This is a genomic window from Pseudomonas sp. MM227, assembly GCF_947090715.1.
Classification (GTDB): domain Bacteria; phylum Pseudomonadota; class Gammaproteobacteria; order Pseudomonadales; family Pseudomonadaceae; genus Aquipseudomonas; species Aquipseudomonas baltica.
This window is the reverse complement of the sequence record NZ_OX352319.1, coordinates 2,391,981-2,415,428: the sequence shown is the minus strand read 5'-3', so window position 1 is coordinate 2,415,428 and position 23,448 is coordinate 2,391,981. Positions and strand designations below refer to the sequence as shown.

General features: G+C 63.3%; 21 protein-coding genes. 17 read left to right on the top strand and 4 right to left on the bottom strand.

The features are described 5' to 3' along the window. Window positions 1-16: 16 nt before the first annotated feature. The 7 genes from ONG87_RS10880 (at window position 17) to ONG87_RS10850 (ending at window position 7,846) form a co-directional block, all read left to right on the top strand. Window positions 17-1,939, top strand: a complete 1,923-nt coding sequence (locus ONG87_RS10880; RefSeq protein WP_264381219.1) for an HAD-IIIC family phosphatase — start codon at window positions 17-19, stop codon at window positions 1,937-1,939. After that, window positions 1,932-2,183, top strand: coding sequence for an acyl carrier protein (locus ONG87_RS10875; protein ID WP_122477958.1), 252 nt, complete (start codon window positions 1,932-1,934; stop codon window positions 2,181-2,183). The genes ONG87_RS10880 and ONG87_RS10875 overlap by 8 nt, the downstream gene beginning before the upstream one ends. A gap of 3 nt (window positions 2,184-2,186) precedes the next feature. Continuing rightward, window positions 2,187-3,200 carry a hypothetical protein gene (locus ONG87_RS10870; RefSeq protein ID WP_122477960.1) on the top strand — a complete coding sequence of 338 codons (1,014 nt, stop codon included), beginning with the start codon at window positions 2,187-2,189 and terminating at the stop codon, window positions 3,198-3,200. Between the two features lie 131 nt (window positions 3,201-3,331). Further along, window positions 3,332-5,698, top strand: coding sequence for an ATP-binding protein (locus ONG87_RS10865; RefSeq protein ID WP_264381218.1), 2,367 nt, complete (start codon window positions 3,332-3,334; stop codon window positions 5,696-5,698). Window positions 5,699-5,787: 89 nt separating this feature from the next. After that, window positions 5,788-6,192, top strand: a complete 405-nt coding sequence (locus tag ONG87_RS10860) for an antitoxin Xre-like helix-turn-helix domain-containing protein (RefSeq protein WP_264381217.1) — start codon at window positions 5,788-5,790, stop codon at window positions 6,190-6,192. After that, complete coding sequence (locus ONG87_RS10855; RefSeq protein ID WP_264381216.1) at window positions 6,186-6,878, top strand: RES family NAD+ phosphorylase; 693 nt, start codon at window positions 6,186-6,188, stop codon at window positions 6,876-6,878. Before ONG87_RS10860 ends, ONG87_RS10855 begins: the two co-directional genes overlap by 7 nt. 98 nt (window positions 6,879-6,976) lie before the next feature. Continuing rightward, the gene (locus tag ONG87_RS10850) at window positions 6,977-7,846 is read left to right on the top strand and encodes an EthD domain-containing protein (RefSeq protein ID WP_264381215.1); all 870 of its coding nucleotides are present in this window, start codon (window positions 6,977-6,979) and stop codon (window positions 7,844-7,846) included. Between the two features lie 66 nt (window positions 7,847-7,912). On the opposite strand, the gene ycaC is transcribed toward ONG87_RS10850, so the two are convergent. Continuing rightward, entirely contained in the window at window positions 7,913-8,539 is a 627-nt protein-coding gene (ycaC, locus tag ONG87_RS10845) for an isochorismate family cysteine hydrolase YcaC (protein ID WP_122477968.1), read from the bottom strand. Window positions 8,540-8,653: 114 nt separating this feature from the next. Next, window positions 8,654-11,062: a DUF3772 domain-containing protein gene (locus ONG87_RS10840; protein WP_264381214.1), complete on the bottom strand. Its 2,409-nt coding sequence runs from the start codon at window positions 11,060-11,062 to the stop codon at window positions 8,654-8,656. 237 nt (window positions 11,063-11,299) lie between these two features. Here ONG87_RS10840 and pstS point away from each other — a divergent pair, with 237 nt between their 5' ends. The 6 genes from pstS to ONG87_RS10810 all read left to right on the top strand — a co-directional run bounded on the left by pstS (window position 11,300) and on the right by ONG87_RS10810 (window position 16,497). Continuing rightward, window positions 11,300-12,331 carry a phosphate ABC transporter substrate-binding protein PstS gene (pstS, locus tag ONG87_RS10835; protein ID WP_122477972.1) on the top strand — a complete coding sequence of 344 codons (1,032 nt, stop codon included), beginning with the start codon at window positions 11,300-11,302 and terminating at the stop codon, window positions 12,329-12,331. 76 nt (window positions 12,332-12,407) lie between these two features. Further along, complete coding sequence (gene pstC / locus ONG87_RS10830; protein ID WP_122477973.1) at window positions 12,408-13,373, top strand: phosphate ABC transporter permease subunit PstC; 966 nt, start codon at window positions 12,408-12,410, stop codon at window positions 13,371-13,373. Next, window positions 13,373-14,266 carry a phosphate ABC transporter permease PstA gene (gene pstA, locus ONG87_RS10825; RefSeq protein WP_122477974.1) on the top strand — a complete coding sequence of 298 codons (894 nt, stop codon included), beginning with the start codon at window positions 13,373-13,375 and terminating at the stop codon, window positions 14,264-14,266. The genes pstC and pstA overlap by 1 nt, the downstream gene beginning before the upstream one ends. A gap of 76 nt (window positions 14,267-14,342) precedes the next feature. Further along, a complete protein-coding gene (gene pstB, locus ONG87_RS10820; protein WP_010210300.1) occupies window positions 14,343-15,104 on the top strand; it encodes a phosphate ABC transporter ATP-binding protein PstB in 762 nt (253 codons plus the stop codon). Window positions 15,105-15,148: 44 nt separating this feature from the next. Next, window positions 15,149-15,850: a hypothetical protein gene (locus ONG87_RS10815; RefSeq protein WP_264381213.1), complete on the top strand. Its 702-nt coding sequence runs from the start codon at window positions 15,149-15,151 to the stop codon at window positions 15,848-15,850. A 92-nt stretch (window positions 15,851-15,942) separates the two neighbouring features. Then, window positions 15,943-16,497: a hypothetical protein gene (locus tag ONG87_RS10810; protein WP_240998767.1), complete on the top strand. Its 555-nt coding sequence runs from the start codon at window positions 15,943-15,945 to the stop codon at window positions 16,495-16,497. Window positions 16,498-16,522: 25 nt separating this feature from the next. Here the strand turns inward: ONG87_RS10810 and ONG87_RS10805 are convergent, their stop codons facing one another. Further along, the gene (locus ONG87_RS10805; RefSeq protein ID WP_264381212.1) at window positions 16,523-18,466 is read right to left on the bottom strand and encodes a sigma 54-interacting transcriptional regulator; all 1,944 of its coding nucleotides are present in this window, start codon (window positions 18,464-18,466) and stop codon (window positions 16,523-16,525) included. 229 nt (window positions 18,467-18,695) lie between these two features. Between ONG87_RS10805 and ONG87_RS10800 the strand changes: the two genes are divergently transcribed. The 4 genes from ONG87_RS10800 to ONG87_RS10785 all read left to right on the top strand — a co-directional run bounded on the left by ONG87_RS10800 (window position 18,696) and on the right by ONG87_RS10785 (window position 22,345). Next, complete coding sequence (locus ONG87_RS10800; RefSeq protein WP_264381211.1) at window positions 18,696-19,577, top strand: DUF1932 domain-containing protein; 882 nt, start codon at window positions 18,696-18,698, stop codon at window positions 19,575-19,577. Between the two features lie 10 nt (window positions 19,578-19,587). Beyond that, entirely contained in the window at window positions 19,588-20,292 is a 705-nt protein-coding gene (locus tag ONG87_RS10795) for an RraA family protein (protein WP_264381210.1), read from the top strand. 84 nt (window positions 20,293-20,376) lie between these two features. Next, window positions 20,377-21,738 carry a CitMHS family transporter gene (locus ONG87_RS10790; protein WP_264381209.1) on the top strand — a complete coding sequence of 454 codons (1,362 nt, stop codon included), beginning with the start codon at window positions 20,377-20,379 and terminating at the stop codon, window positions 21,736-21,738. Window positions 21,739-21,952: 214 nt separating this feature from the next. Continuing rightward, complete coding sequence (locus ONG87_RS10785; RefSeq protein ID WP_264381208.1) at window positions 21,953-22,345, top strand: VOC family protein; 393 nt, start codon at window positions 21,953-21,955, stop codon at window positions 22,343-22,345. A gap of 199 nt (window positions 22,346-22,544) precedes the next feature. On the opposite strand, the gene ONG87_RS10780 is transcribed toward ONG87_RS10785, so the two are convergent. Then, the gene (locus tag ONG87_RS10780; protein ID WP_264381207.1) at window positions 22,545-23,441 is read right to left on the bottom strand and encodes a carbohydrate kinase; all 897 of its coding nucleotides are present in this window, start codon (window positions 23,439-23,441) and stop codon (window positions 22,545-22,547) included. Between the last annotated feature and the right edge of the window lie 7 nt (window positions 23,442-23,448).

Below are 23,448 nucleotides of genomic sequence, written 5' to 3'. Positions count from 1 at the left end.
TCACAAGGTGCCGACCATGGAACAGTTAGCCTGGCTTGCCCAACACTCCGACCTGGGTGCGGCGATTTCCCACGCCAAGTCGCTGAGCGATCCTCTGGCGCGTCTGTATGAAACGGCGAGGCTGGCCGCCTACCGTCGCGACTTCACCCAGACGCTGCGCCTGGATCGCCTTGCGCAGCAGGGCATCGAACTGCTCGTTGGTGAAGGTGAACAAAGCGTACCGGGCTTCACCGCGTTGCGCATGGCCGTGCTGGCGTCGCATACCGTGGACCATTTGCTGCCGGGTATCCGCGTCGCCGCGCTGCAGCGTCAGGTCGGCGTGTCGGTGTACCTGGCGCCCTATGGCCAGTATCGCCAGGCGTTGCTCGGTGATGATCCCGCGCTGAAGGCTTTTGCCCCGCAGGTCATTCTGCTCGCCCTCGACGCCATGGATTCGCCACCCAGTTGCGCCCTGCATGCCAGTGCCGAAGAGGCCGAAAACGCCGTGCAGGCGCGGGTTGAAGAACTGCGCCTGCTCTGGCGCCAGGCCCGTGCTCGCTACGCTGCACAGGTCATCCAGCAAACCCTGGTGCCCGCGACCCCGGCGCTGTTTGGGCACTTCGACGCGCTGGTGCCAGGCTCGCCGCGCGCCTTGCTCGAACGGCTGAACAACGAGATCCGTCGTGCCGCCCGCGAAGACGGCGTGTTGCTCATGGACCTGGCCTGGAGTGCCGCCGGTGGCCAGTACGGCGACGGCCTGGCCAACCCGGTCCGCTGGCATCAGGCCAAGCAACTGGTAAGTCCGATCTGGGCACCCTTGTACGGCGACCAACTGGCGCGCATCGCTGCCGCGGTGGTGGGTCGCTCGCGCAAGTGCCTGGTGCTGGACCTGGACAACACCCTGTGGGGCGGCGTGGTGGGTGACGACGGGGTCGACGGCCTGTACCTGGGGCAGGGCAGTGCCACCGGTGAAGCCTTCCTCGCTTTCCAGCAGTACGCGGCGCAGCTGGCGCGCCGCGGTGTGATCCTGGCGGTGTGCAGCAAGAACGACATGCAGGTAGCCGAGGCGGCGTTCGATCATCCGGAAATGGCGTTGAAGCGCAGCGACATCGCCGCCTTCGTGGCCAACTGGGAAGACAAGGCGAGCAACCTGCGGCGCATCGCCGAGCAATTGAACATAGGCCTGGACAGCCTGGTGTTCGTCGACGACAACCCTGCCGAGCGCGACATCGTGCGCCGCGAATTGCCCCAGGTGGCGGTCCCGGAACTGCCCGATGACGTCGCCGACTACCCGGCACGGGTGGCTGCCGCGGGTTACTTCGAGGCCATTGCCTTCACTGCCGACGACAGCGCCCGTGTCCAGACCTACCGGGCCAACGGTGAACGCCAGGCGGCGCTGGGTCAGGCCACTGACATGGCCGGTTACCTCAAGGGCCTGGAAATGGTCATGCAGGCGCGGCCCATAGGCACTGCGGAGCTGGCGCGGGCGACGCAGCTGATCAACAAGACAAACCAGTTCAACCTCAGCACGCGGCGCTACAGCGAGGTGCAGGTGCAACAGCTGGCAGACACCCCCGGCGCGGTCGCCTTGAGCCTGCGCCTGACCGACAAGTTCGGCGACAACGGCCTGATCAGCGTGGTGCTGGCGCGTCCCGACACCACTTGTGCCGACGACGAGCTGTTCATCGACACCTGGCTGATGAGCTGCCGTGTGCTGGGCCGCCAGGCCGAACAGGCGGCCCTGCAGGTACTTGCCCAACACGCCGCTACCGCCGGCTACAGCGCGTTGATCGGCGAATACCGCCCCAGCGAGCGCAATGCGATGGTCGCCGAACATTATCCGCAGCTGGGCTTCGTCCATGCGCCGAACCCCGATGCCAGTTCGCCGGCCACGCTGTGGCGTTACCCACTGAACGCGTCTTCCACGTTCAACCATCACATCGAGATCCGCCATGACTGAAACCACTACCGTGTTGCACGAACTGACCGACCTGTTCCGTGACCTGTTCGACGACGAAGGCTTGGTGCTGAGCAGCGACACCACGGCCGATCAGGTCGAGGGCTGGGACAGCCAGATGCACGTGATGCTGATCGTCGCCGCCGAGCAGCGCTTCGGCATCAAGTTCCGCACCGCGGAACTGGAGTCGTTGCGCAACGTCGGCCAATTCACTCAGTTGATCGAAAGCAAACTTTCCGGGAGTTGACCGATGCAAACGACCGCACAGCCACACGCATCGCCGCCTGCGGGCGCCGCGATGGGCCCTGCCTACCTGATCTGGATGGGTGTCGGGCTGTTCGGCAGTCTGGCGCTTTTCGCCGGCTTGATTCTGGGGCTGCGCGCCACCGGCAACCTGCCGCCGCCGGCGTTTTCCAACAGCCTGTGTGCGGACGAAAAGCTCTCGTTCATGCGTGAGCACCCGGCGCAGGCGCCGAACCTGCTGGTGGTGGGTTCGTCGGTCGCGTGGCGGCACTTCGACGGCCAGACGGTCGCCGACAAGGCCCCTGGGGTGCGGCCACTCAATGGTGCGTTCTGCGGACTGCGCGCCAACCAGGCGGTGTACGTCGCCAACTGGCTGCTGGACCGCGAAACCACCGTCGAGCAAGTGCTGATGATCGTCGACCCACTGGACTTCGCGGGTTGCAGCACGGTTGCCGCGGCCGTGTTCGACCGCCGCGACGCCGATGCCTATGTGTACGGACAGGGCTCGGCCTGGCTGCCCTACATGCGCTACTTCACCCCCGGCTCGCTGCTGCGCAACGCACGCACGGTCAAGGCCCAGCGCGCCGGGCAGGTCGAGTTCGACCCGTTGGTGTTCAACCGTTACGGCGACGGCCCGCTGGACACCCGCAATTCTCGCGCGCTGCTGTACGGCCAGCCCGACGCGCTCGACCCGACCTGCTTCGCCGCGCTCGACAGCCTGGCCCAGCGTCTCAAGCGCGAAGGGCGGCCATTGACCGTGGTGGCGACTCCGCTGCATCCGCAGTGGAAGGCCGAACACGATGGCGACGGTCGCCTGCTGGCCGCGTTCGACAGTGCCCTGCGCCAGACCCTGGATCGCAGTGGCGCGCAGTTGTGGAACGCCGATACCGAATACCAGGTCAGCGAGACCGCCTTCGTCGATGCCATTCACTTGCGCTGGAGCGCGGCTCAGGCGCTGTCCGTCGACCTTGCGGCGCGCCTGGCGCCGGTTGCCGAGGTGGCGGTGGTGCAGCGCCAGTAGTAGTCGCCGCCGGTTGTTGGAAGGGGGCTCGAACGCTGAAAATAATCGTTCAAATACCGCTGAAACGTTAAAAACCTGTCACCTCACGGCCCTGATAGTCTGCCCGTACGCACCCCACGGACAGCTGCATCATGAAGGCTTGGGTCGTTCCCCTGATCGCGCTGTGCTACAGCGCTTCGCTCGACGCTCGAACGCTGGCGTTGACCGAGGCCGAGCGCGGCTGGATCCGTGACCACCCGGTGGTGGAGTATGCGGTGGATCCCTACTGGCCCATCGAGTACGTGGAAAATGGCCAGCATCAGGGGCTGACCCGTGACTACATCGATCATATCCAGCGCACCACCGGCCTGCGTCTGGTCCGCGTGCCCAGTCCCGACTGGCAGGCGACGCAGCAGGGCCTGGCCAGCGGCCGACTGATGCTGGCTTCGGCAGTGTCCGAGCGTTTGCTCGACGCACAGCCACGCAGCCAGTTGTTGTTGAGCCAGCCGTATTTCTTTGGCGCGACGGTGGCGATCACCCGCGCCGGCAAGCCCATGCTGTTCACTGCCGGCCGCCTGGCAGGGCAGACCGTGGCGGTGAAAGGCGGTGGTGGCTATGAACACTACCTTCGCCAGCACCATCCCGATGTTCGCCTGCTGTTGCTCGGTGATGCCGAACAGGCCCTGGCCGCGGTGGCCGAACAACGCGCCGACGTGGCAATCGGTCTGGACGCCGTGCTGCAACCGGTGTTGCGCCGCAAATATGCCGGTCGCCTGCACCTGGCCGGCGTGGTGGCCGACATGCCGGTGGTGCTGGCCATGGGCGTGACACCCAGCGAGCCGCTGTTGCGCGCCATCGTCGACAAGGCGCTGGACAGCCTCACCTCCAAGGCCACCGATGACATCTATGACCGTTGGTTGGCGCAGACCGATTTCGGCGCACCCACCTGGCAGACCCTGGCGCAGTATTACTGGCTGGAAATCGTCGTGGGACTTGGGCTGTTGTTGCTGCTCGCCACGCTGGCCCGCCGCGCCCGCGTGGCGCAACGCCGCGCGCAACGCAGCGAACGGCGCATGGCGCGCTTTTTGGCCATGCTCGGCCACGAGATTCGCACGCCAATGAATGCGGTGCTGTCGGCCATCGAACTGTTGTCCCGCAGCCATCTGGGTGCCCGTGAACAAGAGTGGGTTGGCCTGGCCAACGATTCGGCCGTGAATCTGCTGGAGCTGCTCGACGACATTCTGGAGATCACGCGCCTGGACGCCGGCGCGGTACGTCTGCACCTGCAGCCCACCGACCTGGCCGCGTTGGGCCGCAGCGTCGCCGAGCTGTACCGCCTGGAAGCCGAGCGTAAAGGCCTGCGCCTGGATTACCGCGCGCTGGGGTTCGATCACACGCTGCTCGGAGTCGATCGCCTGCGCGTGCGGCAGATTCTCACCAACCTGCTCTCCAATGCGGTCAAGTTCACCCACCATGGCCAGGTCAGCCTGGCCCTCGAATGCCGCCCCACGGCCAGTGGCGCAGGCGGGTGGCTGGAGATTCGCGTCAGCGACAGTGGTGTCGGCATCGCGCCGGATCGCCACAACGCTGTGTTCGAAGCATTCACCCAGGCCAATGGCAGCACGACCGAGCGCTACGGGGGCAGCGGCTTGGGTCTGGCCATCTGCCGCGAGCTGATCCAACTCATGGGTGGCAGCATCGCCCTGCGCAGCGAAGTGGGCTGCGGCACCGTAATCAGCTGCCGGTTGCCGGTGACGCTGCAAGCGCTGTCGCCGACACTGGCAACGGCGCTGCCTGCCGCTGCGGTGGACACGTTGGTGGCGCTGCGCAAGACGGTACTGGTGGTCGAAGACCATGTGCTTAATCAACGTGTCATCGCCCAGCAACTGGAATTGCTGGGCTATCGCTGCGAAGTGGTCGGGAGTGGTACGCAGGCCCTGGGCACCCTCAGTGCGCATGACGATTTGGGTCTGGTATTGCTTGATTGCCAGCTGCCGGACCTCGATGGCTACGCCCTGGCCCGCAAGATCCGGCAGATACCCGGCGGCTACGGGCACCTTCCCATCGTCGCCATTTCCGCCGCCAGTGATCCCGAGCACGTGCAGCGCTGCTATGCCAGCGGCATGAACGATGTGTTGCTCAAGCCCTTGCAGCTGTCGGAGCTGGCACGGGTCTGCGGCCAATTCCTGCGGGTCGCCGAGCGATCGGTGGCGCCGCTTGCGCCAGCACTAGATGCAGCGACCCGGCGAACGCTCGAGCAGCTTCTGGTAACGACCTGTCGAGACGATTTGCGCGAGCTGACCCAGGCCTTGCAGGAGCAGCGCCTGCAGGCGGCCATCGGCCTGGCCCATCGCATGGAGGGGGCCGCGCGCATGGCGGGCGCGCTGATGCTGGCCGATGCCGCAGAGCACCTGCAGCAGCGCCTGGAAGCGTGGCCGCTGCCGCGCGAAGCCTGGCAGCACGGGGTGGATGAGGTCTACCGGGCACTGGATGACATCGACAAGCTGCCATCGCCATGAGCTTATATCCGGACATGGAGTGCGAAGATTGATTCTACAGACCTATAAGTGCTAATATCTGCTCTGTAGATCAGAAAAAGGGCCTGACCATGACTGCCTCGCTGCAAACCGCCGAGTTCACCCGCGACCAATGCGTGGCGGGTCTGCGCACCGCCTTGCGCATTCTGGACAAATGGAATGCGTCGGGCGAGCAGGCCTGCAAGATCCTGCGCATCTCGCGCAGCACCTATAGCCGTGGCCGGCAGGGCGATTCCCAATGGTCGGTGAGCCTGGACATGGACCAGATGCATCGCATCAGCTTCGTTCTGAACATTCACGCGGCCTTGCGCACGATCTTCGATAACCCGGAAAACGTTTATGGCTTTGCCAACATGGAGAACGCCAACGCTTTCTTCAACGGCCGCAAACCGCTCGAGGTGATGGCCCAGGGCGACTTCATCTCACTCTACGAAACCTTTCGTCGAGTGGACGCCTTGCGTGGCGCGCAATGGTGACGGCCGCTCGATTGCCTACCGTGGCCGGTGCTGCCGTGCAGGCTTATCGCCTGGTGAATTCGCGGTTTCCGCCCATCGCGCTGTTCGACGATGTCGCCGATGCCGATGAGTTCGACATGCTCTATCGGCTCCAGGCGCTGACCAATCCCAGGCTGCAGAACGAGGTCGGCGCATTGCAGCTGATCCCCCTGGATCAGATTCCGTTCGGCATCGTGGGTTGTTCCTACGCCACGGCGCCGTTCACCCATGTGAATGCCGATGGCTCGCGCTTCAGTGATGGCAGCTATGGGGTGCTGTACCTGGCCGATACGGTGGAGACGGCGATTGCCGAAGTGCACCACCATCAAAACCGCTACTGGGCAAAGGTGAGCGGCTTGAACTACGAGCGTTTCGTCTTCCGCAGCCTGGTCTGCGCTTTCAATGATGCCGCTTGCCGCGATGCCACCGGGCTGTCGTTGCAAGACCCGGTCTATGCCCCGGACGACTACAGCGCCGCCAATGCGCTGGGTGCGCACGTTCGGCAACTGGGCGCCACGGGCTTGCTCTACCATTCTGTACGCTCGCCGGGCAACCATTGCTGGGCATTGATGACGCCCAGGCCTGTTGCCTCGATCATTCAGGCGGGGCACTACGAAATGATCTGGAACGGCGGGATCACCAGCGTCAACCGGATTTCCAATCCCTAGCGGCGTACCGTTCGCCCGTCATTGCAACCAGTCAGGTTGAACCCGTGCTGCGTCACCGGGCTCTGAACAGACACTGTTTCCAATCCCACGGGTGCCCCATGATCCAAATCAACAGCTACACCACCGTCAAACGTCGACCACGGGTACCGCACGACATATTCGCCCACTACTGGCGCGACGTGCATGGTCCGCTGTGCGCACGGCTGCCGGGATTGGGCCTGTACATCCAGCACCATCTTTCCCGCGAGCAGGATGCCCATCTGTGGCCGCTGGCCGAAGGTATCCAGGAAATCAGCGACTACGAGCTCGACGGCGGGGTAGAGATCGGTTTCCTGTCTGTGGCTGACCAGAAGCAGTTCCAGGACGCCAGCTCGTTGTTGTTCAGCGACGAACAGAACATGTTCGAGGAAACCCTTGCCTATGATCTGCCCGAAGGCTCGATCAATCTGGTCAACCGCACCGGCGACGAAGTCATGAATGGCCTGGATCAGGCCGATCGCATTCACCTGCACCTGAGCCCGCGTGGCACCCTGGAAAGCCTGCATCAGTACCTGCGCGACAAGCTGGGCCCGCTGCTGGCAGCCAGCGCTGCGGTGCTCAAGGTGCGCCTGCACCTGTGTGCGCCCTTCGAGAACGATGGCATGCACCCACCGGCCCCGGATGTGGCGCATAAGGCGACACCGGTGCGGGCACAGCTGGCCGTGCTGGAGATCGCCTTCGCCAGCCCGCTGGCGCGTCGACGGTTTTACCAGAGTGACGAGTTCCAGCAATCGCAGGCCGAGCAGGCTCGGCATATTGCCCAGCTCAAGGCGTTCGCGGTATCCGGGGTGTACACGTACGTGCACGACGGCAAGATCACCACCGCAGGCCTGCGTGGTAGCCGTGCCGCAGAATTGATCGATTACCTGGGCGCCACCAACCAGCTGACGTCGGATGTAAGCGCGTTGTTCGTACAGCATTCGAGCTGAAAACCCGAACCCCGGATGCACGAACGCTCCTCCTTGGCCCTATGCCGAGGAGGAGCTTTTTTTGCCTTACTTGTTGGCCAGGGCCGAGTAGCTGTTCATCAGGTTGCGATAGTTGGGAATGCGCTGGGACAGCAGGTTGCCCAAGCCTTCGATGTCGTTGCGCCAGTCGCGATGCAGCTCGCAGGCCACCGAGAACCAGTTCATCAGCTGTGCGCCCGCTGCCGACATCCGTGCCCAGGAAGCCTGCTGCACGGTGTGGTTGAAGGTGCCGGACGCATCGGTGACGACGAACACCTCGAAGCCCTCGGCCAGCGCCGACAGGGTCGGGAATGCGACGCAAACGTCGGTGACCACGCCTGCGATGATGATCTGCCGGCGGCCGGTGGCCTTGATGGCGGCCACGAAGTCTTCGTTGTCCCAGGCGTTGATCTGGCCCGGCCGCGCAATGTAGGGCGCGTCCGGGAACATTTCCTTGAGCTCTGGCACCAGGGGTCCGTTCGGGCCCTGTTCGAAGCTGGTGGTGAGGATGGTCGGCAGCTCGAAGAACTTGGCCAGGTCGGCCAGGGCCAGAACGTTGTTCTTGAACTCGTTCGGCGTGAAGTCCTGCACCAGCGAAATCAGGCCGGTTTGATGGTCGACGAGCAGAACTACGGCATCGTCTTTGTTCAGGCGGTTGTAGGTCGTGTGGGTCATGGTCGGGTCCTCTCGGTTCGCTGGGGGTGTGTTGGAACTGAGGCTAGACTAGCTTCGACCTGAGGGATGATAAATCGGGTGGACAGCGTTTCACTGTCCACTACCGGGTGACAATCAGTTGATCGAGCCATTCTCCGGCGCCGGGCTGGCTTCGCCTTTTTCGTTGATCAGCAGCATGCTCTGTGGCGCCGAAAGCGCTACGCCCATGGTGCGCAGGCGGTCGAGGATGGTGAACAGCAGGTCACTGCGCGCGGTTCCCACCGAACGCGGGCTGTTGACGAAGCCGCTGACGCTGATCAGCAGGCCGGCGCTGGTCAGGTCCTTGAAGGTGACCGACGGAGCCGGCTCGGCCAGGACCGCTTCGTGCTCGGCATAGGCAGTCATCAACAGCTCGCGGATCTTCAGCACGTCGGTGTCCAGCGGCAGGGTAAGGGTGATGCCCACCACGCCCAGCGCGTTGCCCATGGTCACGTTGCGCACGTTCTGGGTAATGAACTGCGAATTCGGCACGATCACCGTCGAGCGGTCGCCCATCTGGATTTCCGTGGCGCGCACGTTGATGCGGCGGATATCCCCCTCCACGCCAGCCAGGCTGACCCAGTCGCCGACCTTGACCGGCCGCTCGGTGAGCAGGATCAATCCGGAGATGAAGTTCTGCACGATTGCCTGCAGGCCAAAGCCGATACCGACCGACAGCGCGCTGACCACCCAGGTCAGGTTGGTCAGGCTGATGCGCAGCGTCGACAGCACTGCGATGCCCAACAGCACGAAGCCGATGTAGCCGACCAGAGTCACCAGCGAGGCGCGCATGCCGGCGTCCATGTTGGTTTCCGGCAGTAGCCGATCCCCCAGCCAGTTCTTCAGGACGCGGATACTGAACAGGCCGCCGACCAGCAACAGCACGGCAATCAGGATATCGCCCGGCACGATGTTGAAGGCGCCGAGGGATTTGCTGCCCACGTCCAGCCGGGCGAAGCTGGCCAGCAGTTCGCTGGGGTTCGACCCCGACGGCATGAAGGCCAGAATCAGCGCAACGCACAGCAGCAAGGTTCGGCCCACGCCGGCCAGCAGGGTGCTGGCCTGGGCCTGATGCCGTGGCGACAAGCCGAGCATGGCCCCCAGGGCCTGGCCGCCGGACTGCTTGGGCGAGAGCAGGGTTTCGCAGATGTCAACGAAGAACACCGTCAGCAGGTACGCGGTCGAGGTGACCAGGCTGATCCACAGCAGCTTGACGGTCAGCACGTAGGCCAGCGTCAGGTAGCCGCTCAGCAGCCCGAGCACGATGATGCCGATCCACACCGAGAGGATGAACGGGATCAGGCCGACGAAGCCTGCGGTGCGCTCGAGGGCGAAGCGGCGACGGGTCTGGCGCACACGCACCAGGCCGTAGACGAAGATCGACGCCACCAGCAGCGCAGTCAGGCCGTTGACCGCAACCGACAGTGCCAGGCTGCTGGCGATCACGCTGTTGATCCGTTCGAAGGTGCCGGTGAACATCAAGGCCAGGGCGAGCACGGCTGGCAGGTTGCCAATGGCGCTGGCGATCGGGTCGGGAATGTTGGGCAGGCGCCAGGACGGGTTGGGCAGCATCAGCAGGGCGCGGCCCATGCCGACGATGAAGGCGCAGAACAGGATCAGCGTCTGCACCTGTTCGATCAGGTTCAACACATTGGCGCTGGGTTGCGAATGGCTGACGATGCCCCACTGCAGCAGCGAGGTCGCTGCGCTGATGGTCAGCACCGTGGTCAGCCCGGTGGCCATGGCCAGCGTACTGCGGCGCAACCGACCTTCGGGGAACCAGCGAATCATGGCGCGCACCAGCAGTCGCTCGATCAGCCGTCTGGCCACCACCCATATCAGCAGGGCGCCCAGCACGATCGTGATGAACGTGCCGCGCGAGCCGGGTGCCAGGGCGCTGTCGAAGACTTGAGAGACGTCCTGCCAGAGGCTGCCCAGCTTTCTGACGTCGTCATCGGTGGGCTGGATCAGGCTGGACCAGAACGCGGAGCTCAAGGGGCTGGCGGACCGGGTGCTGATCTGGGTGTCCAGCAGGTTGCGCCGCAGGTTGAGGATCTGGATCGCCAGGTCACCGGCCGAGGTACTCAACGCCGTGGTATCGGCCTGGTCGGTGGTCAACGCCTTCTTCTGGTTGGTCAGCGTGCGGCGCTGGGCCGTCAGGGTCTGCGGCTCCTCCGGTTGCGCTGCGCCAAGTACGTTGAGCTGGTCATCCAGATGCCCCATGTCCACGCCCTGGCGAGCCAGCAACGCATCGGCCTGACGCTGCACCTGCAGCGCTGCCTGGCGCAGGCTGGCAAGCAGGTCGTCGTTGGCGGCAGTCGAGACCTTCTGGCGAATCTGGTCGAGCTGGTCGCTGAGCTGTGCGGGTGTGGCCAGCACTTCGACCGGGGCGCTGGCGGTATTGGCCGGCGGTGCAGGGGCGGGCTCGGCATGGGCGGGCAGGGTGGCCCACAGGCACAGGGCCAGCAAGCCCATGCACCAACGGTTGATCATGGAATGCCGCATGTTCGGATTCTCTTTGAGCGGTTGCCAGCTCCGGCGAGCAACCAGGCGTAAAAATGATGAAGGCCTGAGCCATGGCAACAGGCATCGCCTGCGCTGGCGCCGGGCGAGGTTACAACAACTCGATGAGATTTACGCACGCGTCGTCCGCGAAAGAGTCACTGCCGGTCGTCGGATTCATCAAACCGTAACAAAAGCTGTGCACAGTTCCGTTGCCCTTTATCTCAGTGAGTTCCTTAGATGAAAAGTTTGATGAAGTCTGCCGCGCTCGCCGTTGCCGTTTCGCTCAGCGCCAGCTCCATGGCCTTCGCTGCCGAAAGCGTCCGGTTGACCGGCTCCGGCGCCAGCTTTCCGGCCCCGATCTACCTCACCTGGTTCAAGGACTTCAGCAAGAAAACCGCTGGCGTTACCGTTGACTACCAGTCCAAGGGGAGCGGTGCGGGCGTACAGGACTTTTTGAACAAGACCGTCGATTTCGCTGCCAGCGACTCGGCCATGAAAGATGAAGACATCGCCAAGGTGGCCGAAGGCGCGCAACTGCTGCCGATGACCGCGGGCGAAATCGTCCTGGCCTACAACCTGCCGGGCAGCCCCAAGGGCCTGAAACTGCCGCGTGAAGTCTACTCCAACATCTTCCTGGGCAAGATCACCAAGTGGAACGATCCGCAGATCGTCGCTGCCAACCCGGATCTGAAACTCACCGACATGCCCATCACCGTGGTCGTGCGCGCCGACTCCAGTGGCACCACCGCAGTGTTCACCAAGCACCTGGCAACCATCAACCCGGCGTTCAAGCAGACCCTGGGCGAGGGCAACACCGTCAACTGGCCTGCCAGTGACAAGTTCATCAAGTCGCCCAAGAACGACGGCGTGACCGCCACCGTTCGCCAGACCCCTGGCGCGATCGGCTACATCGAGTATGGCTTCGCCAAACTGGCCAAGGTCGACTTCGCCGAACTGCAGAACAAGGCCGGCAAGTACGTAGTGCCGAATGCCGAAAGCGGTGCCGAGGCCCTGGCCGCGGTGAAGATGCCGGAAAACCTGGTGGCCTGGCTGCCGGATCCAGAAGGTGAGAAGTCCTACCCGATCACCACCTACACTTGGATGATCTTCCGCAAGCAGAACGAAGATCCGGCCAAGGCCAAGGCCATGCGCGACATGATCGAGTACAGCCTGACCGAAGGCCAGAAGATCGCCGATTCGATGGGCTACATCCCGCTGCCGCCGTCGGTTGTGGAGCAGGTTCGCAAAGCCAGCGCCAATATCCAGTGACATGCGCGAGACCTCTCCCGTCCTGGCTTCGCTGCCGGGTCGGGCGAGGTCTACTTCCACACCCCGGAATTAATCAATGAACAGCCCTTTCGTTGTACCGGATAACCCGGACTCAGCCTGCCAGCCGCCTTCGACGAAGGACTTTCTGGTCGATCGCACGTTCCGTGCGCTTGCGCGCGTCGGTGTGGTGCTGATTCTGGCCGTGGTATTTGCCCTGGTATTCGAAGTAGGGCGCAAGGCACTGCCCGGCATGGAAAAACACGGCTTCGACGTGCTGTTCGGCACCGTGTGGGATGTCAACCAAGGCAAGTACGGCATTCTCCCGGCCATCTGGGGCACGCTGTACAGCGCCTTGATCGCCCTGGTCATCGCCGGTTTCTTCGGCATCAGCATGGCGATCTTCCTGACCCAGGATTTCCTGCCTGCCAAGCTGGCGGCGGTATTCCGCACAATCGTCGAACTGCTCGCGGCCATTCCAAGCGTCGTCTACGGCCTGTGGGGCATCTATGTAGTCATCCCGGCGATTCGCCCGCTGACCACCTGGCTGCACACCGAACTGAGCTGGATTCCCTTTTTCGGCACATCACTGAGCGGGCCCGGGCTGCTGCCAGCTGCGCTGGTGCTGGCCATCATGATTCTGCCGACCATCGCTGCGGTGTCCCAGGACGCCCTGACCGCCGTGCCGATGAAAACCAAGCAAGCCGCCTACGGCATGGGTACTACCCACTGGGAAGCGATCCTGAAGGTCATGGTGCCCTCGGCGGCAACCGGTATCTTCGGTTCGCTGGTACTGGGCCTGGGTCGAGCCCTGGGTGAAACCATGGCCCTGGCCATGCTGGTGGGCAACGCCAACAACATCTCGCTGTCGCTGTTCGCTCCGGCCAACACCCTGGCAGCGCTGTTGGCACTGAACTTCCCGGAGGCCGGGCCCAGCGAGATCGAAGTGCTGATGTATGCGGCACTGGTGTTGATGCTGATCACCCTGATCGTCAACCTCATCGGCTCCATGCTCATGGTCTACGCGCAACGGGGTAGCAAATAATGACAAGCCTGAGTACGCCTACCGCCGCGTTGCCCAGCCTGCAGCGCAAGTTCGAAGGCCGCGCCCTGCGCAGCCTGGTATTGACCACACTGGTCTGGAGCGGCGCGCTGATCGCCAGCGTGCCCCTGCTGTCGGTGCTGTACATGTTGATCACCCGTGGCGGCGCGCGCCTGAGCCTGGAAGTGTTCACCGAGCTGCCACCGACCGGTTTCGAAACCGGCGGCGGCTTCGGCAACGCCATGGCCGGCACCTTCGTGATGGTCGGTATCGCGGCGGCGATCGCGGTACCTGTCGGCATCATGGCGGCGGTGTTCCTCGCCGAGCTTGGGCCCGACAGCAAACTGGCCAACGCCGCGCGGTTCGCGGCGAAGATGCTCACCGGCCTGCCGTCGATTCTGGCCGGGGTGTTCGCCTATGCGCTGGTGGTGATGACTACCGGTACCTATTCCGCGCCTGCGGGCGGGGTGGCCCTGGCCGTGCTGATGCTGCCGATCGTGGTGCTGACCGCCGAGGAGTCCATGAAGATGGTGCCCAAGGTGATGAAGGACGCCGCCTATGGCATGGGTTGCACGCGCTCGCAGGTGATCTGGAAGATCATCCTGCCCACCGGCATGCCGGCGATCCTCACCGGGGTCATGCTCGCCGTGGCACGGGCTGCGGGCGAAACCGCTCCGCTGTTGTTCACCGCGCTGTTCAGCAACTACTGGATCTACCACGAAGGCAACCTGGCGGTGATGAACCCCACCGCGTCGCTGGCCGTGCTGATCTACAACTTTTCCGGCATGCCCTTCGACAACCAGTTGGAGCTCGCCTGGGCGGCCTCCCTCGTGTTGGTGATGATCGTGCTGTTTGTGAACATTGTCAGTCGTGTTTTCGGCAAGCCCAAGTTCTGAGAATGGGAGCACCTATATTGTGAGTGTACTATCCGTGCAAAAAGCCGTCCCGTTCGCGACCCAGGCACCTGTGGTCATGGACTGCAAGCTCGACAAGATTTTCTACGGCAACTTCATGGCCGTGCGCGACAGCCACGTACCGATCGAGAAGAACAAGATCACCGGCTTCATCGGTCCCTCGGGTTGTGGCAAGAGCACCGTGCTGCGCAGCCTGAACCGCATGAACGACCTGGTGAAGGGCTTCCGTTTCGAAGGCCACGTGCATTTCCTAGGCCAGGACGTGTATGGCAAGGGCGTGGATCCGGTGGTGGTGCGCCGTTACATCGGCATGGTCTTCCAGCAGCCCAACCCGTTTTCCATGAGCATTTTCGACAACGTCGCCTTCGGCCTGCGTCTGAACCGCTACAAGGGCGACCTGGGTGATCGGGTCAAGCATGCGCTGCAGGGCGCGGCGCTGTGGGACGAGGTCAAGGACAAGCTCAAGGTCAGCGGCCTGTCGCTGTCCGGCGGCCAGCAGCAACGCCTGTGCATCGCCCGCGCGATTGCCACGGAGCCTGAAGTGCTGCTGCTCGACGAACCTTGCTCTGCCCTCGATCCGATCGCCACGCGCCGCGTCGAAGAGCTGATGGTGGAGCTCAAGAAGGACTACACCATCGCGCTGGTAACCCATAACATGCAGCAGGCAATACGCGTCGCCGACACCACCGCGTTCTTTTCGGTGGACATTTCCCAAGGGACCCGCACCGGTTACCTGGTGGAGATGGGCCCGACCGCGCAGATCTTCGAGAACCCGCGCGAACAGATGACTGGCGACTACATCAGCGGCAAGTTCAGCTAGACAACGGCAGGATGCCGTTTCACCCATCGAGTCCAGGAACATTCATGTCTGCAACGCGTCGTCTTGATCTGCCCGCCATCGAAGGAGCCCTGCGCGAAGTGCAGGGCCGCTTTGCCGAGCTCAGCGAGCACTTCACCGAGCAGCGTGATCCGTTGACGGACGAAGTGGTGGAGAACGTCCTGGCCGGCTATGCCCTGGTCGACGAATACGTGGCAGCAGGGGTTGACCTGTTCGACCTGCAACAGGTGAACCTGATGCTGGAAATCAATGCCACCGTGCTGTGCGGGCGTGATCCGGCGCGGCGTGTGGAGTTTGCCCAGCATCTGGCCGCCACCGAAGAGCATTTCTTCAACAACACCGAAGGTGGCATCAAGGATCTGTACAACTGGTACTGCACGTACCGCAGCGAGTCGGTGTGGAAGCGCGCCGCCGGCGTCTACGTGCGCATCCTCAGCAAGCCGCAGCTGTTCATCGAAGGCAACAATCGCACCGGTTCGCTGATCGTCAGCTATCTGCTGATCCGCGCCGGGCTTCCGCCTTTCGTGCTGTCGTTGGATAATGCGCAGGGTTATTTCAACCCTTCGTCGGTGATCCGCAACTCCGCCAAGCATGGCGTCAAGGCGCTCTACGAATTGCCCAAGATCAAGAAGAAATACGCCGCCTTCCTCGAAGAGCAGGCACCGGACCCGAAGAAGTTCTTCCTCAGCCACAAGCAGCTGGCCATGCACGAGGGCAGAGGCCGATGAATCAGACACACCGCGCTGACGGATGCGACCGCAGCGCTTCAACCCAAACGTCGCCCAATCCGATGTGGCAAGCGATCACAGGTCTCAATCCGATGAATCCGTTCAACCGTCCGCGCGTGCGTATCTCGTTCGACATCGACGACACCCTGGCCTGCCTGCCCCATCACAGCGAAGCCGAACAGAGCTGGCTGCCGGGCTTCGTGCACCGCTGGCTGGGCGAGCCGCTGCGCATCGGTACCCGCTCGCTGACGCGGGAACTGCGTCGTCAGGGCTGCAGCATCTGGGTGTATACCTCTTCCGGGCGCACACCGGCCTATATCAAGCGCTGGCTGTTGCTGCACGGTATCCGCGTGGACGGCGTGGTCAACAGCGAAGTCCATAGCCGCGCCCTGGCCAGCCATGGCATGAGCCTCTCGCCGTCGAAGTTTCCGCCGGCCTTCGACATCGATCTGCACGTCGACGACTCCGAGGGTGTGCAGAGCGAAGGCCACGAGCATGGTTTTCGCGTGGTCGTGGTGCGCCCGGATGACCAGAGCTGGACGCACCGCGTGCTCGAGGCGGTCGCCACGGTCCAGGCGCAGCTGGCGCGACAGCAGACGCTGCGCCACAAACAGCCGGTTGGGCAGGTTTCCCAAGCCTACTCCTGAGCTATTCCACCGCCGCAACCTGGCGCTAGGCAGATGCATCCTGGGACCCGCACAGACGGGTCACCGCGAATGCATCCGGGTCCAGGTCCTGGTACTTCTTCATCCGCCGCCACAGCGTGGTGGTACTGATCTGCAACAAGCGGGCGGCCTGTTCGCGGTTGCCCCGCACGCTGTGCAACGCCTCGAGCAGGACCTGCCGTTCGCTGCGGTTCAGCATTGGCGGCGCTTGAGGCAGGGACTGGGCGGGCGAGGGCAGGTCTTCCAGCGCTTCTTCCACCCACGCTCCGGTCATTTCGCGGCCCTGGCCCATCACCGCCAGGCGCTCGACGATGTTGCCCAGCTGACGAATGTTGCCTGGCCACTCATGCTCGCTAAGGCGCGCCAGCAGGGCTGCTCCAGGAACGGCGGCTGGCATGCCGAAGCTGGCCAGCAAATGGGCTACCAGTTCGGGAATGTCCTGGCGCCGTTCGCGCAGGGCAGGCAGCTGCAGCTTGAGTACGCAGATGCGGTAGAAGAAATCCTCGCGGAACAGCCCCTGTGCCACCAACTGCGGCAAGCGCTTGTTGCTGGCCGTAATGATGCGAATGTCCACGGGCGTGACCTTGTCGTCGCCGATACGCACCACCTTGCGCTCCTGCAGCGTGCGCAGCAGCTTGAGCTGGATTTCCGCCGAGGTTTCGCTGATCTCGTCGAGAAAGATCGTCCCGGTGTGGGCCAACTCGAACACGCCGGCCTTGCCCTCGGCCAAGGCACCGGTGAACGCCCCCTTCACGTAGCCGAACAGTTCGCTCTCCAGCACGCCGGGGGCGAACGCCGCGCAGTTGATCGCCACGAACGGGCCATGGCGTCGCTTCGAGGCGTTGTGGATACCCTGGGCGAACAACTCCTTGCCGGTGCCGGTTTCGCCTTCGATCATCACCGTGCTGTCCACTGCGGCGAAGGTCTGCGCCAGGCGCTTGGCCTTGGCCAGTGCCGGGCTGCTGCCGATGATCGACGCGAAGGTATTCTCGGCGACGTGCTGGCGCGCTAGCTGACGGCGCATCTTCTGCTCGATGGCCTTGATTTCGGTCTGCTTCTGCAGGGTCGCGACGGCGCCGATCACCTGGTCGCCCAAGGTGATGGGCGCGATGCTCAGGGTCAGTGACAGGCGCCCCAGGTTGATCAAGGCACCGCGCACCGCTTCGGCCTTGCCCAGCACGCGGCCGAAGTAGTCCTGCGCCAGCAGGCCGGCCACATTGTCGCCACAACGCACGCTGCCCAGGTAGTGGGTGGCGACGCTGTTCATGTTGGTGATCACGCCGTGGCTGTCGATGCTGAAGATGCCTTCGGAGACACAGTCGAGGATCGACCGGATCATTTCGTAGCGGCCCTGCAGCTCAAGACGCTTGTGCAGTCGTTCCTGCTCGATGCGCAACAGGTGCAGGGCTTCGTCGATGGCATCGAAGGCGGCGTCGGCATCGGCGTCGGACATGATGTAGTGCAGGCCGCGAGCTTTGACGGCCTGCTCCAGGGACAGGCCGCCGATAGCCACCTCGATACCCTGCGCCTGCAGGCGGTCGAGTTGCGCCTCGGTGCTTTGCGCGCTGCCGAACGGGTCGATCGGGCAGATGGTCACCGCTGGCATGAACGGGCTTGCCTTCGCAAGGATCGCGGCATAGCCGTCGGAGGTGGCCAGGAAGGCGATGCGGTCCGACACCACCAAGGCTTTGTGGTAGGCATTGATGCAGTCGAAGAACGTGTGGCGCACCTCCACGATCGGTACCTGAAAGTGCTCGCGCAGCACGCTGGCGGTCTTGCCACGGCTGATCAGGACGCTGGCACCTTCGTCGATCGCCCGTTGCGCCATCAGTACCGCCTGATGCTGCGCGGCTTCCATCACGGCCACGCGCAGTCCACGTTTCTCCAGCACCTGATTCATCACCGCGGTGAGGGTCGTGGAAGGAGAGATGACGGCCAGTTTGCCGAGCATGGAATCGCTCCTGGTGGATGGGCAGTTGTTGGAGCGTAGTCATTGCACGCTAAAGGCTGATGAAAGGTTTTGCAATGAAATGCAATGAATTTGCAATCCGATGGCTAAATAGTGTTCGCGCTTTGTTTCTGCAAGTCATTGATTGCACTGTGTAAAAGGGCTCTCCTCAGAAATTGGCACAGGCCTTGCTCCAGCCCCATCAATAACAATACGAACAAGGAACACGCTGATGGAACTGCTTTTCATCGGGTTTGGCGAAGCGGCCTACCACCTTGCCACCGGCTTGCGCACTCAGGGCGATCTGCAGATTGGCGCCTTCGATGCCCAGGCAGATGACCCCCAGCGCGGCGCGACGATCCGCCAGCGCGCCGAGCACACTCGCGTCACACTCTTCGATTCGCTGGAAAGCGCCTGCCAGGGCGCCCGTTTCGTGGCCTGCCTGACCAGTGCCAGCAGCGCACTGGCCGTGGCCGAGCGCGTGTTGCCGCTGCTGGTGGCCGGGCAGACCTATGTCGACATGAACTCGGCCGCGCCCACCGTCAAGCAAGCCATCGCCGCGCTGCCCAAGGCCCCCGGCGTGACCTTCTGCGACGCTGCAGTGATGGGCACGGTGCCTGGCAACAACCATCGCGTACCCATGCTGCTGGCCGGCGAGGGTGCACGTGCGTTCGCCGACGCGTTCACTCCCTATGGCATGCAACTGACCGTGCTGGACGCCGAGGCCGGCGCCGCGTCGGCGATCAAGATGCTGAAAAGCGTGGTGATGAAAGGCCTGCCGCAACTGCTGCTCGAAGCCTTCCAGGCAGGGGAGAAGTTCGGAGTGCTCGACACGCTGGTCGATTCCCTCGGCGAATCGCTCAACGGCAAGACCGTCGAGCAACTGGCCAATACCTTCACTGCGCGCACGCTGATCCACGCCAAACGGCGCAGCGCCGAGATGGACGACGTGGTCACCACCCTCGAAGACGCCGGGGTCGACGCCATCATGTCCAGGGCCAGCCACCAGCAGCTGGAAAAGCTCGCCGCCACCGACTGGCAAACCCTGCTGGGCGCCGATGGCAGCGATCTCGGTTACCGCGACGCCATTCGCCAGCTGGTCAAACATTCCTGAGGAAGACGCCATGAATACCGAACACTACCTGCCCCTGCCCGAGCTGATTCCCCAGGACCTGCTCGACCGATTCCGCAAGCTCAGCCCCGCACAGCTGTGCGATGGCATGGCCAAGCTCGGCATTGCCCGCAACGGCGCCATGGACGCCGATCTGATGCCGCTGGACGACCGCAAGGTCATGCTCGGCACCGCCTACACCGTGGACACCGAAGATGGCGACAACTTTCCGATCCACGTGGCGGTGTACCAAGGGCAGCCTGGCTATGTTCTGGTAGTCGCTGGCAAGGGTTATCCCGGGCGTGCGTACATCGGTGATCTGATGGCGGGGGCGGCGCAGGCCGTTGGCCTTGCCGGGCTGGTCATCGATGGTTGCGTGCGTGACAAGCTGCCGCTGACCGAGCTCGACATTCCCGTGTATGCCAAGGGTTTCATGCAGCGCAGCCCCGGCAAGCAGGGGCCAGGCAAGATCAACACCACTGTTACCTGCGCCGGTGTGGAGGTGGCCGCCGGTGACCTGGTGTTCGGTGACTACGACGGTGTCACCGTGGTACCGCGCGCGCGGCTGCTGGAAGTGCTGGAAGCGTCGGAAAAGAAAGGCATCTATGAAGAACAGCGTCGCGAGGTGATCGACCAGTACGTCCGCTGCCGCGACAACGGCGAGCCACTGCCGGAGCTGGCCCCTGACTGGGTCACCCGGTTGCTGCAGGGCCAGTAGGGCCCCGCAGGCTCGGTGGCCAAGACCGAGCCTGCGCAACAGACGCTGCCTCTCTCGATAAAAATAATATGTGGAGACGTTCGGATGCTGACCATTCTGGGCTATACGTTGATCATCTCGTTCCTGCTGCTGGTGATCAAGCAAAAACTTTCGCCCTTTACCGGCCTGATCGTGGTTTCGCTGGCGGTCGGCGTGCTGGTCTGCCTGCTCAGCGGCGTGCCGCTGGACATGATCATCAAGTGGATCAAGGAAGGCCTGTTCTATTCCCAGGGAGCGGACGGCAAGATCTCCCTGGGGACCGTGAACCCCACGGTGATGATTCTTTTCGCGGTGCTGTACTTCAGCCTGATGATGAACGTGGGGCTGTTCGATCCGTTGTGTACCTACCTGATCCGCAAGGCCAACGGCGACCCGCTGAAGATCATTCTGGTGACCGCGTTCACCTCGTCGGTAGTGACCCTGGATGGCGACGGCACCACCACCATCCTGATCATCACCACCGCCTTTCTGCCCTTGTACAAACAGATGGGCATGAAGCTGTCCAACCTGGCCATGCTGATCATCCTGCCTTGCGGGCTGGGCAATTGCCTGCCGTGGGGCGGGCCGCTGGCGCGCGCAGCCGCGGTGCTCAACCTTGAGGTGAACACGCTGTTCGTGGCGATCCTGCCGATTCTCGGAGTGTCGTTCATCTATGTGTTCGGCATGGCGTACCTGATGGGCATCAAGGAGCGCAAGCGCCTGGGCTTCGTCGCTGGCGAGAAAGTCATCGTTACCCCGCAACAGATTGCCGACATGGTCACGGTCATCGAAGACCACGACAAAGAGCTCAAGCGGCCCAAGCTGTTTCTCTTCAACCTGGCGCTGACGGTGGGCATGCTGGTGATCCTGATCGCCGGCTGGGCCAGTGGCGCGGTGGTGTTCATGCTGGGCACGGCGCTGGCGCTGACCGTCAACTACACCGCGGTGGAACAGCGTGAGCGGATCACTGCCAATGGCGGCGATGCGGTGGCGGTGGCGTCGATCATTCTGGCGGCAGGGTGCTTTCTTGGGATCTTCAACGGCAGCGGGATGGCCGCTGCGGTGGCCGAGCACATGGCCAGCCTGATTCCCGAGTCGATGGGCAGCCACACGGCGCTGATCTTTGCGTTCCTCGGCGCGCTGGCCTGCTATGCGTTGCCGGTGGACGCTTATTACTTCGGTATCCTGCCGGTGGTCGCGCCCATTGCCTACAGCTTCGGCATCACGCCCACTGAAATCGGCGTCGCCTCGTTCATGGGCCAGGCGCTGCGCTACGCCAGCCCTACGGTGGCCTGGCTGTTCCTGCTGATGAACCGCACCGAAATGACCTTCGGCGAATACCAGAAGGAGTTCTTCAAGTGGTCGTTGCCGATGTTCGGGATCTTCTTGGTCACGGCCATCGTCACCGGTCAATTGCCAATCGGTTGAGGCTGCCCATGGACGTTCACCGCGCCGACGGTGAACGTCGATTAAACGGCTGTGGCGGGCGATGGTCTATTGGTAGACATCAAGTGCAGGGATGTAACCTGCGCACTGACTTTGCACGGGTTCGACGCGTTCGGCATGATTGACCAATCGCGGGCCAGCGTAGCGCGATGCGCTGGATCGTTGAGTCAGGTACCGTAAATGAAAAGAGCCCTAGATGATCGATCACCTTGACCACATCGTCCTCACTACCATCGATCTGGAGGCCTGCAAGGGTTTCTACATCGACGTGCTGGGCATGCGACTGGAAACCTTTGGGGAAGGGCGCGTGGCGTTTGTCTTCGGCCATCAGAAAATCAACGTGCATGTGCGTGGGCATGAGTTCGAGCCCAAGGCGCACTTGCCTGTGCCCGGTGCACTGGACCTGTGTTTCATCGCCAGTTGCAGCCTGGAGCAGGTGATCGAACGGCTTGAGGGTCATCCGTGGCCCATCCTCGAAGGGCCGGTCAAGCGCACTGGTGCCGCCGGCCCCATTCGCTCGGTGTACGTCCGCGATCCAGACCTGAACCTCGTCGAGATATCCGAATACCTTCCAGCGCCTTCAGCCTGATATACCGCGCCGGCCTTTTCGCGGCCACAGACCGCTCCTACATGCACACCGCGCATGTCCCCTGTGGGCATGCCTCCTTGTAGGAGCGGTCATGGACCGCGAAGGGCGCACCCCAATTACCCTGACACACCACGCCGCCCTCCTGTAGGAGCGGCCCGTGGCCGCGAAGGGTGCAGCAAGGTTTACCTGACACACCTCTTCAACGCGACAGCAGTTGCTCAACTTCTGCGCGGCTGGGCGCATAGGCTCCGGCATTGGCACAGGACACCGAGGCACAGGCCGCAGCAAACGCCAGCCGTGCCTGGGGGGCTTCGATACCCAGCAGGCTCGACGCCAGCCAGCCGGCCATGCTCGCGTCGCCGGCGCCAACGGTGTCGGCTACCTCCACGGCGATTGCCGCCTGTTCGACCTTGCTGTCTAGCGTAAACAGCACCATGCCCTCGGCGCCGCGGGTAAACAGAACCTGTGCCCCTTCATTCATCTCGCGCAACTGCTGCAGGGCCTGCTCTTCGCTCAAGCCAGGATAGATCTGCCGCAGATCCTCATCCGACAGCTTGATGATGTCCGCCAGTGCGACCATCGCGGGGAACGTCACCTCGCGGTATCGAGCATCCATCAGGTTGCGCCAGTTGGGGTCATAGCTGATCAGCTTGCCGTGCTGCTTCACCTGCCGAGCGACCTCGACCAGCCTGTCACCCAGCGGTTGTCGGGCCAGGCTGATGCAGCTGAAATGACACAATTGCGCAGCCGCCAGCCACCCCGAGGGCAACAGCAGCACATCGAAATGCAGATCGGCCTCACCGGCGAAAAAATAGCGGGGAGGGTGGCTGGAAGGCACGATCGCCACCAGTGGATCGGCCTCGACGCGCTGCAGGTAACGCAGGTCCAGCCCGGCAGCTTCGGACTGTCGGTACAGCTCATCGCCCAGCGAATCGGTACTGATCGACCCCGCGAACGCCGTCGATACCCCCAATCGGCTCATCGCCCGCGCCACGTTCCACGGCGCGCCGCCTGGATAGCCTTGCCAGCGACCGGGCGTGGTCTGGACCAGATCGGTGAGTGCTTCACCGAACACCACCACTGAAGGTAACTGCATGTCGATT

Coding starts and splice junctions, on each gene's coding strand:
- ONG87_RS10850 (WP_264381215.1), top strand. CDS start 6,977: ATGATCCAAATCAACAGCTACACCACCGTCAAACGTCGACCACGGGTA.
- ONG87_RS10785 (WP_264381208.1), top strand. CDS start 21,953: ATGATCGATCACCTTGACCACATCGTCCTCACTACCATCGATCTGGAG.
- ycaC (WP_122477968.1), bottom strand. CDS start 8,539: ATGACCCACACGACCTACAACCGCCTGAACAAAGACGATGCCGTAGTT.
- ONG87_RS10840 (WP_264381214.1), bottom strand. CDS start 11,062: ATGCGGCATTCCATGATCAACCGTTGGTGCATGGGCTTGCTGGCCCTG.
- ONG87_RS10860 (WP_264381217.1), top strand. CDS start 5,788: ATGACTGCCTCGCTGCAAACCGCCGAGTTCACCCGCGACCAATGCGTG.
- pstA (WP_122477974.1), top strand. CDS start 13,373: ATGACAAGCCTGAGTACGCCTACCGCCGCGTTGCCCAGCCTGCAGCGC.
- ONG87_RS10865 (WP_264381218.1), top strand. CDS start 3,332: ATGAAGGCTTGGGTCGTTCCCCTGATCGCGCTGTGCTACAGCGCTTCG.
- pstB (WP_010210300.1), top strand. CDS start 14,343: ATGGACTGCAAGCTCGACAAGATTTTCTACGGCAACTTCATGGCCGTG.
- ONG87_RS10870 (WP_122477960.1), top strand. CDS start 2,187: ATGCAAACGACCGCACAGCCACACGCATCGCCGCCTGCGGGCGCCGCG.
- ONG87_RS10855 (WP_264381216.1), top strand. CDS start 6,186: ATGGTGACGGCCGCTCGATTGCCTACCGTGGCCGGTGCTGCCGTGCAG.
- ONG87_RS10880 (WP_264381219.1), top strand. CDS start 17: ATGGAACAGTTAGCCTGGCTTGCCCAACACTCCGACCTGGGTGCGGCG.
- ONG87_RS10875 (WP_122477958.1), top strand. CDS start 1,932: ATGACTGAAACCACTACCGTGTTGCACGAACTGACCGACCTGTTCCGT.
- pstC (WP_122477973.1), top strand. CDS start 12,408: ATGAACAGCCCTTTCGTTGTACCGGATAACCCGGACTCAGCCTGCCAG.
- ONG87_RS10805 (WP_264381212.1), bottom strand. CDS start 18,466: ATGCTCGGCAAACTGGCCGTCATCTCTCCTTCCACGACCCTCACCGCG.
- pstS (WP_122477972.1), top strand. CDS start 11,300: ATGAAAAGTTTGATGAAGTCTGCCGCGCTCGCCGTTGCCGTTTCGCTC.
- ONG87_RS10790 (WP_264381209.1), top strand. CDS start 20,377: ATGCTGACCATTCTGGGCTATACGTTGATCATCTCGTTCCTGCTGCTG.
- ONG87_RS10810 (WP_240998767.1), top strand. CDS start 15,943: ATGAATCCGTTCAACCGTCCGCGCGTGCGTATCTCGTTCGACATCGAC.
- ONG87_RS10780 (WP_264381207.1), bottom strand. CDS start 23,441: ATGCAGTTACCTTCAGTGGTGGTGTTCGGTGAAGCACTCACCGATCTG.
- ONG87_RS10815 (WP_264381213.1), top strand. CDS start 15,149: ATGTCTGCAACGCGTCGTCTTGATCTGCCCGCCATCGAAGGAGCCCTG.
- ONG87_RS10800 (WP_264381211.1), top strand. CDS start 18,696: ATGGAACTGCTTTTCATCGGGTTTGGCGAAGCGGCCTACCACCTTGCC.
- ONG87_RS10795 (WP_264381210.1), top strand. CDS start 19,588: ATGAATACCGAACACTACCTGCCCCTGCCCGAGCTGATTCCCCAGGAC.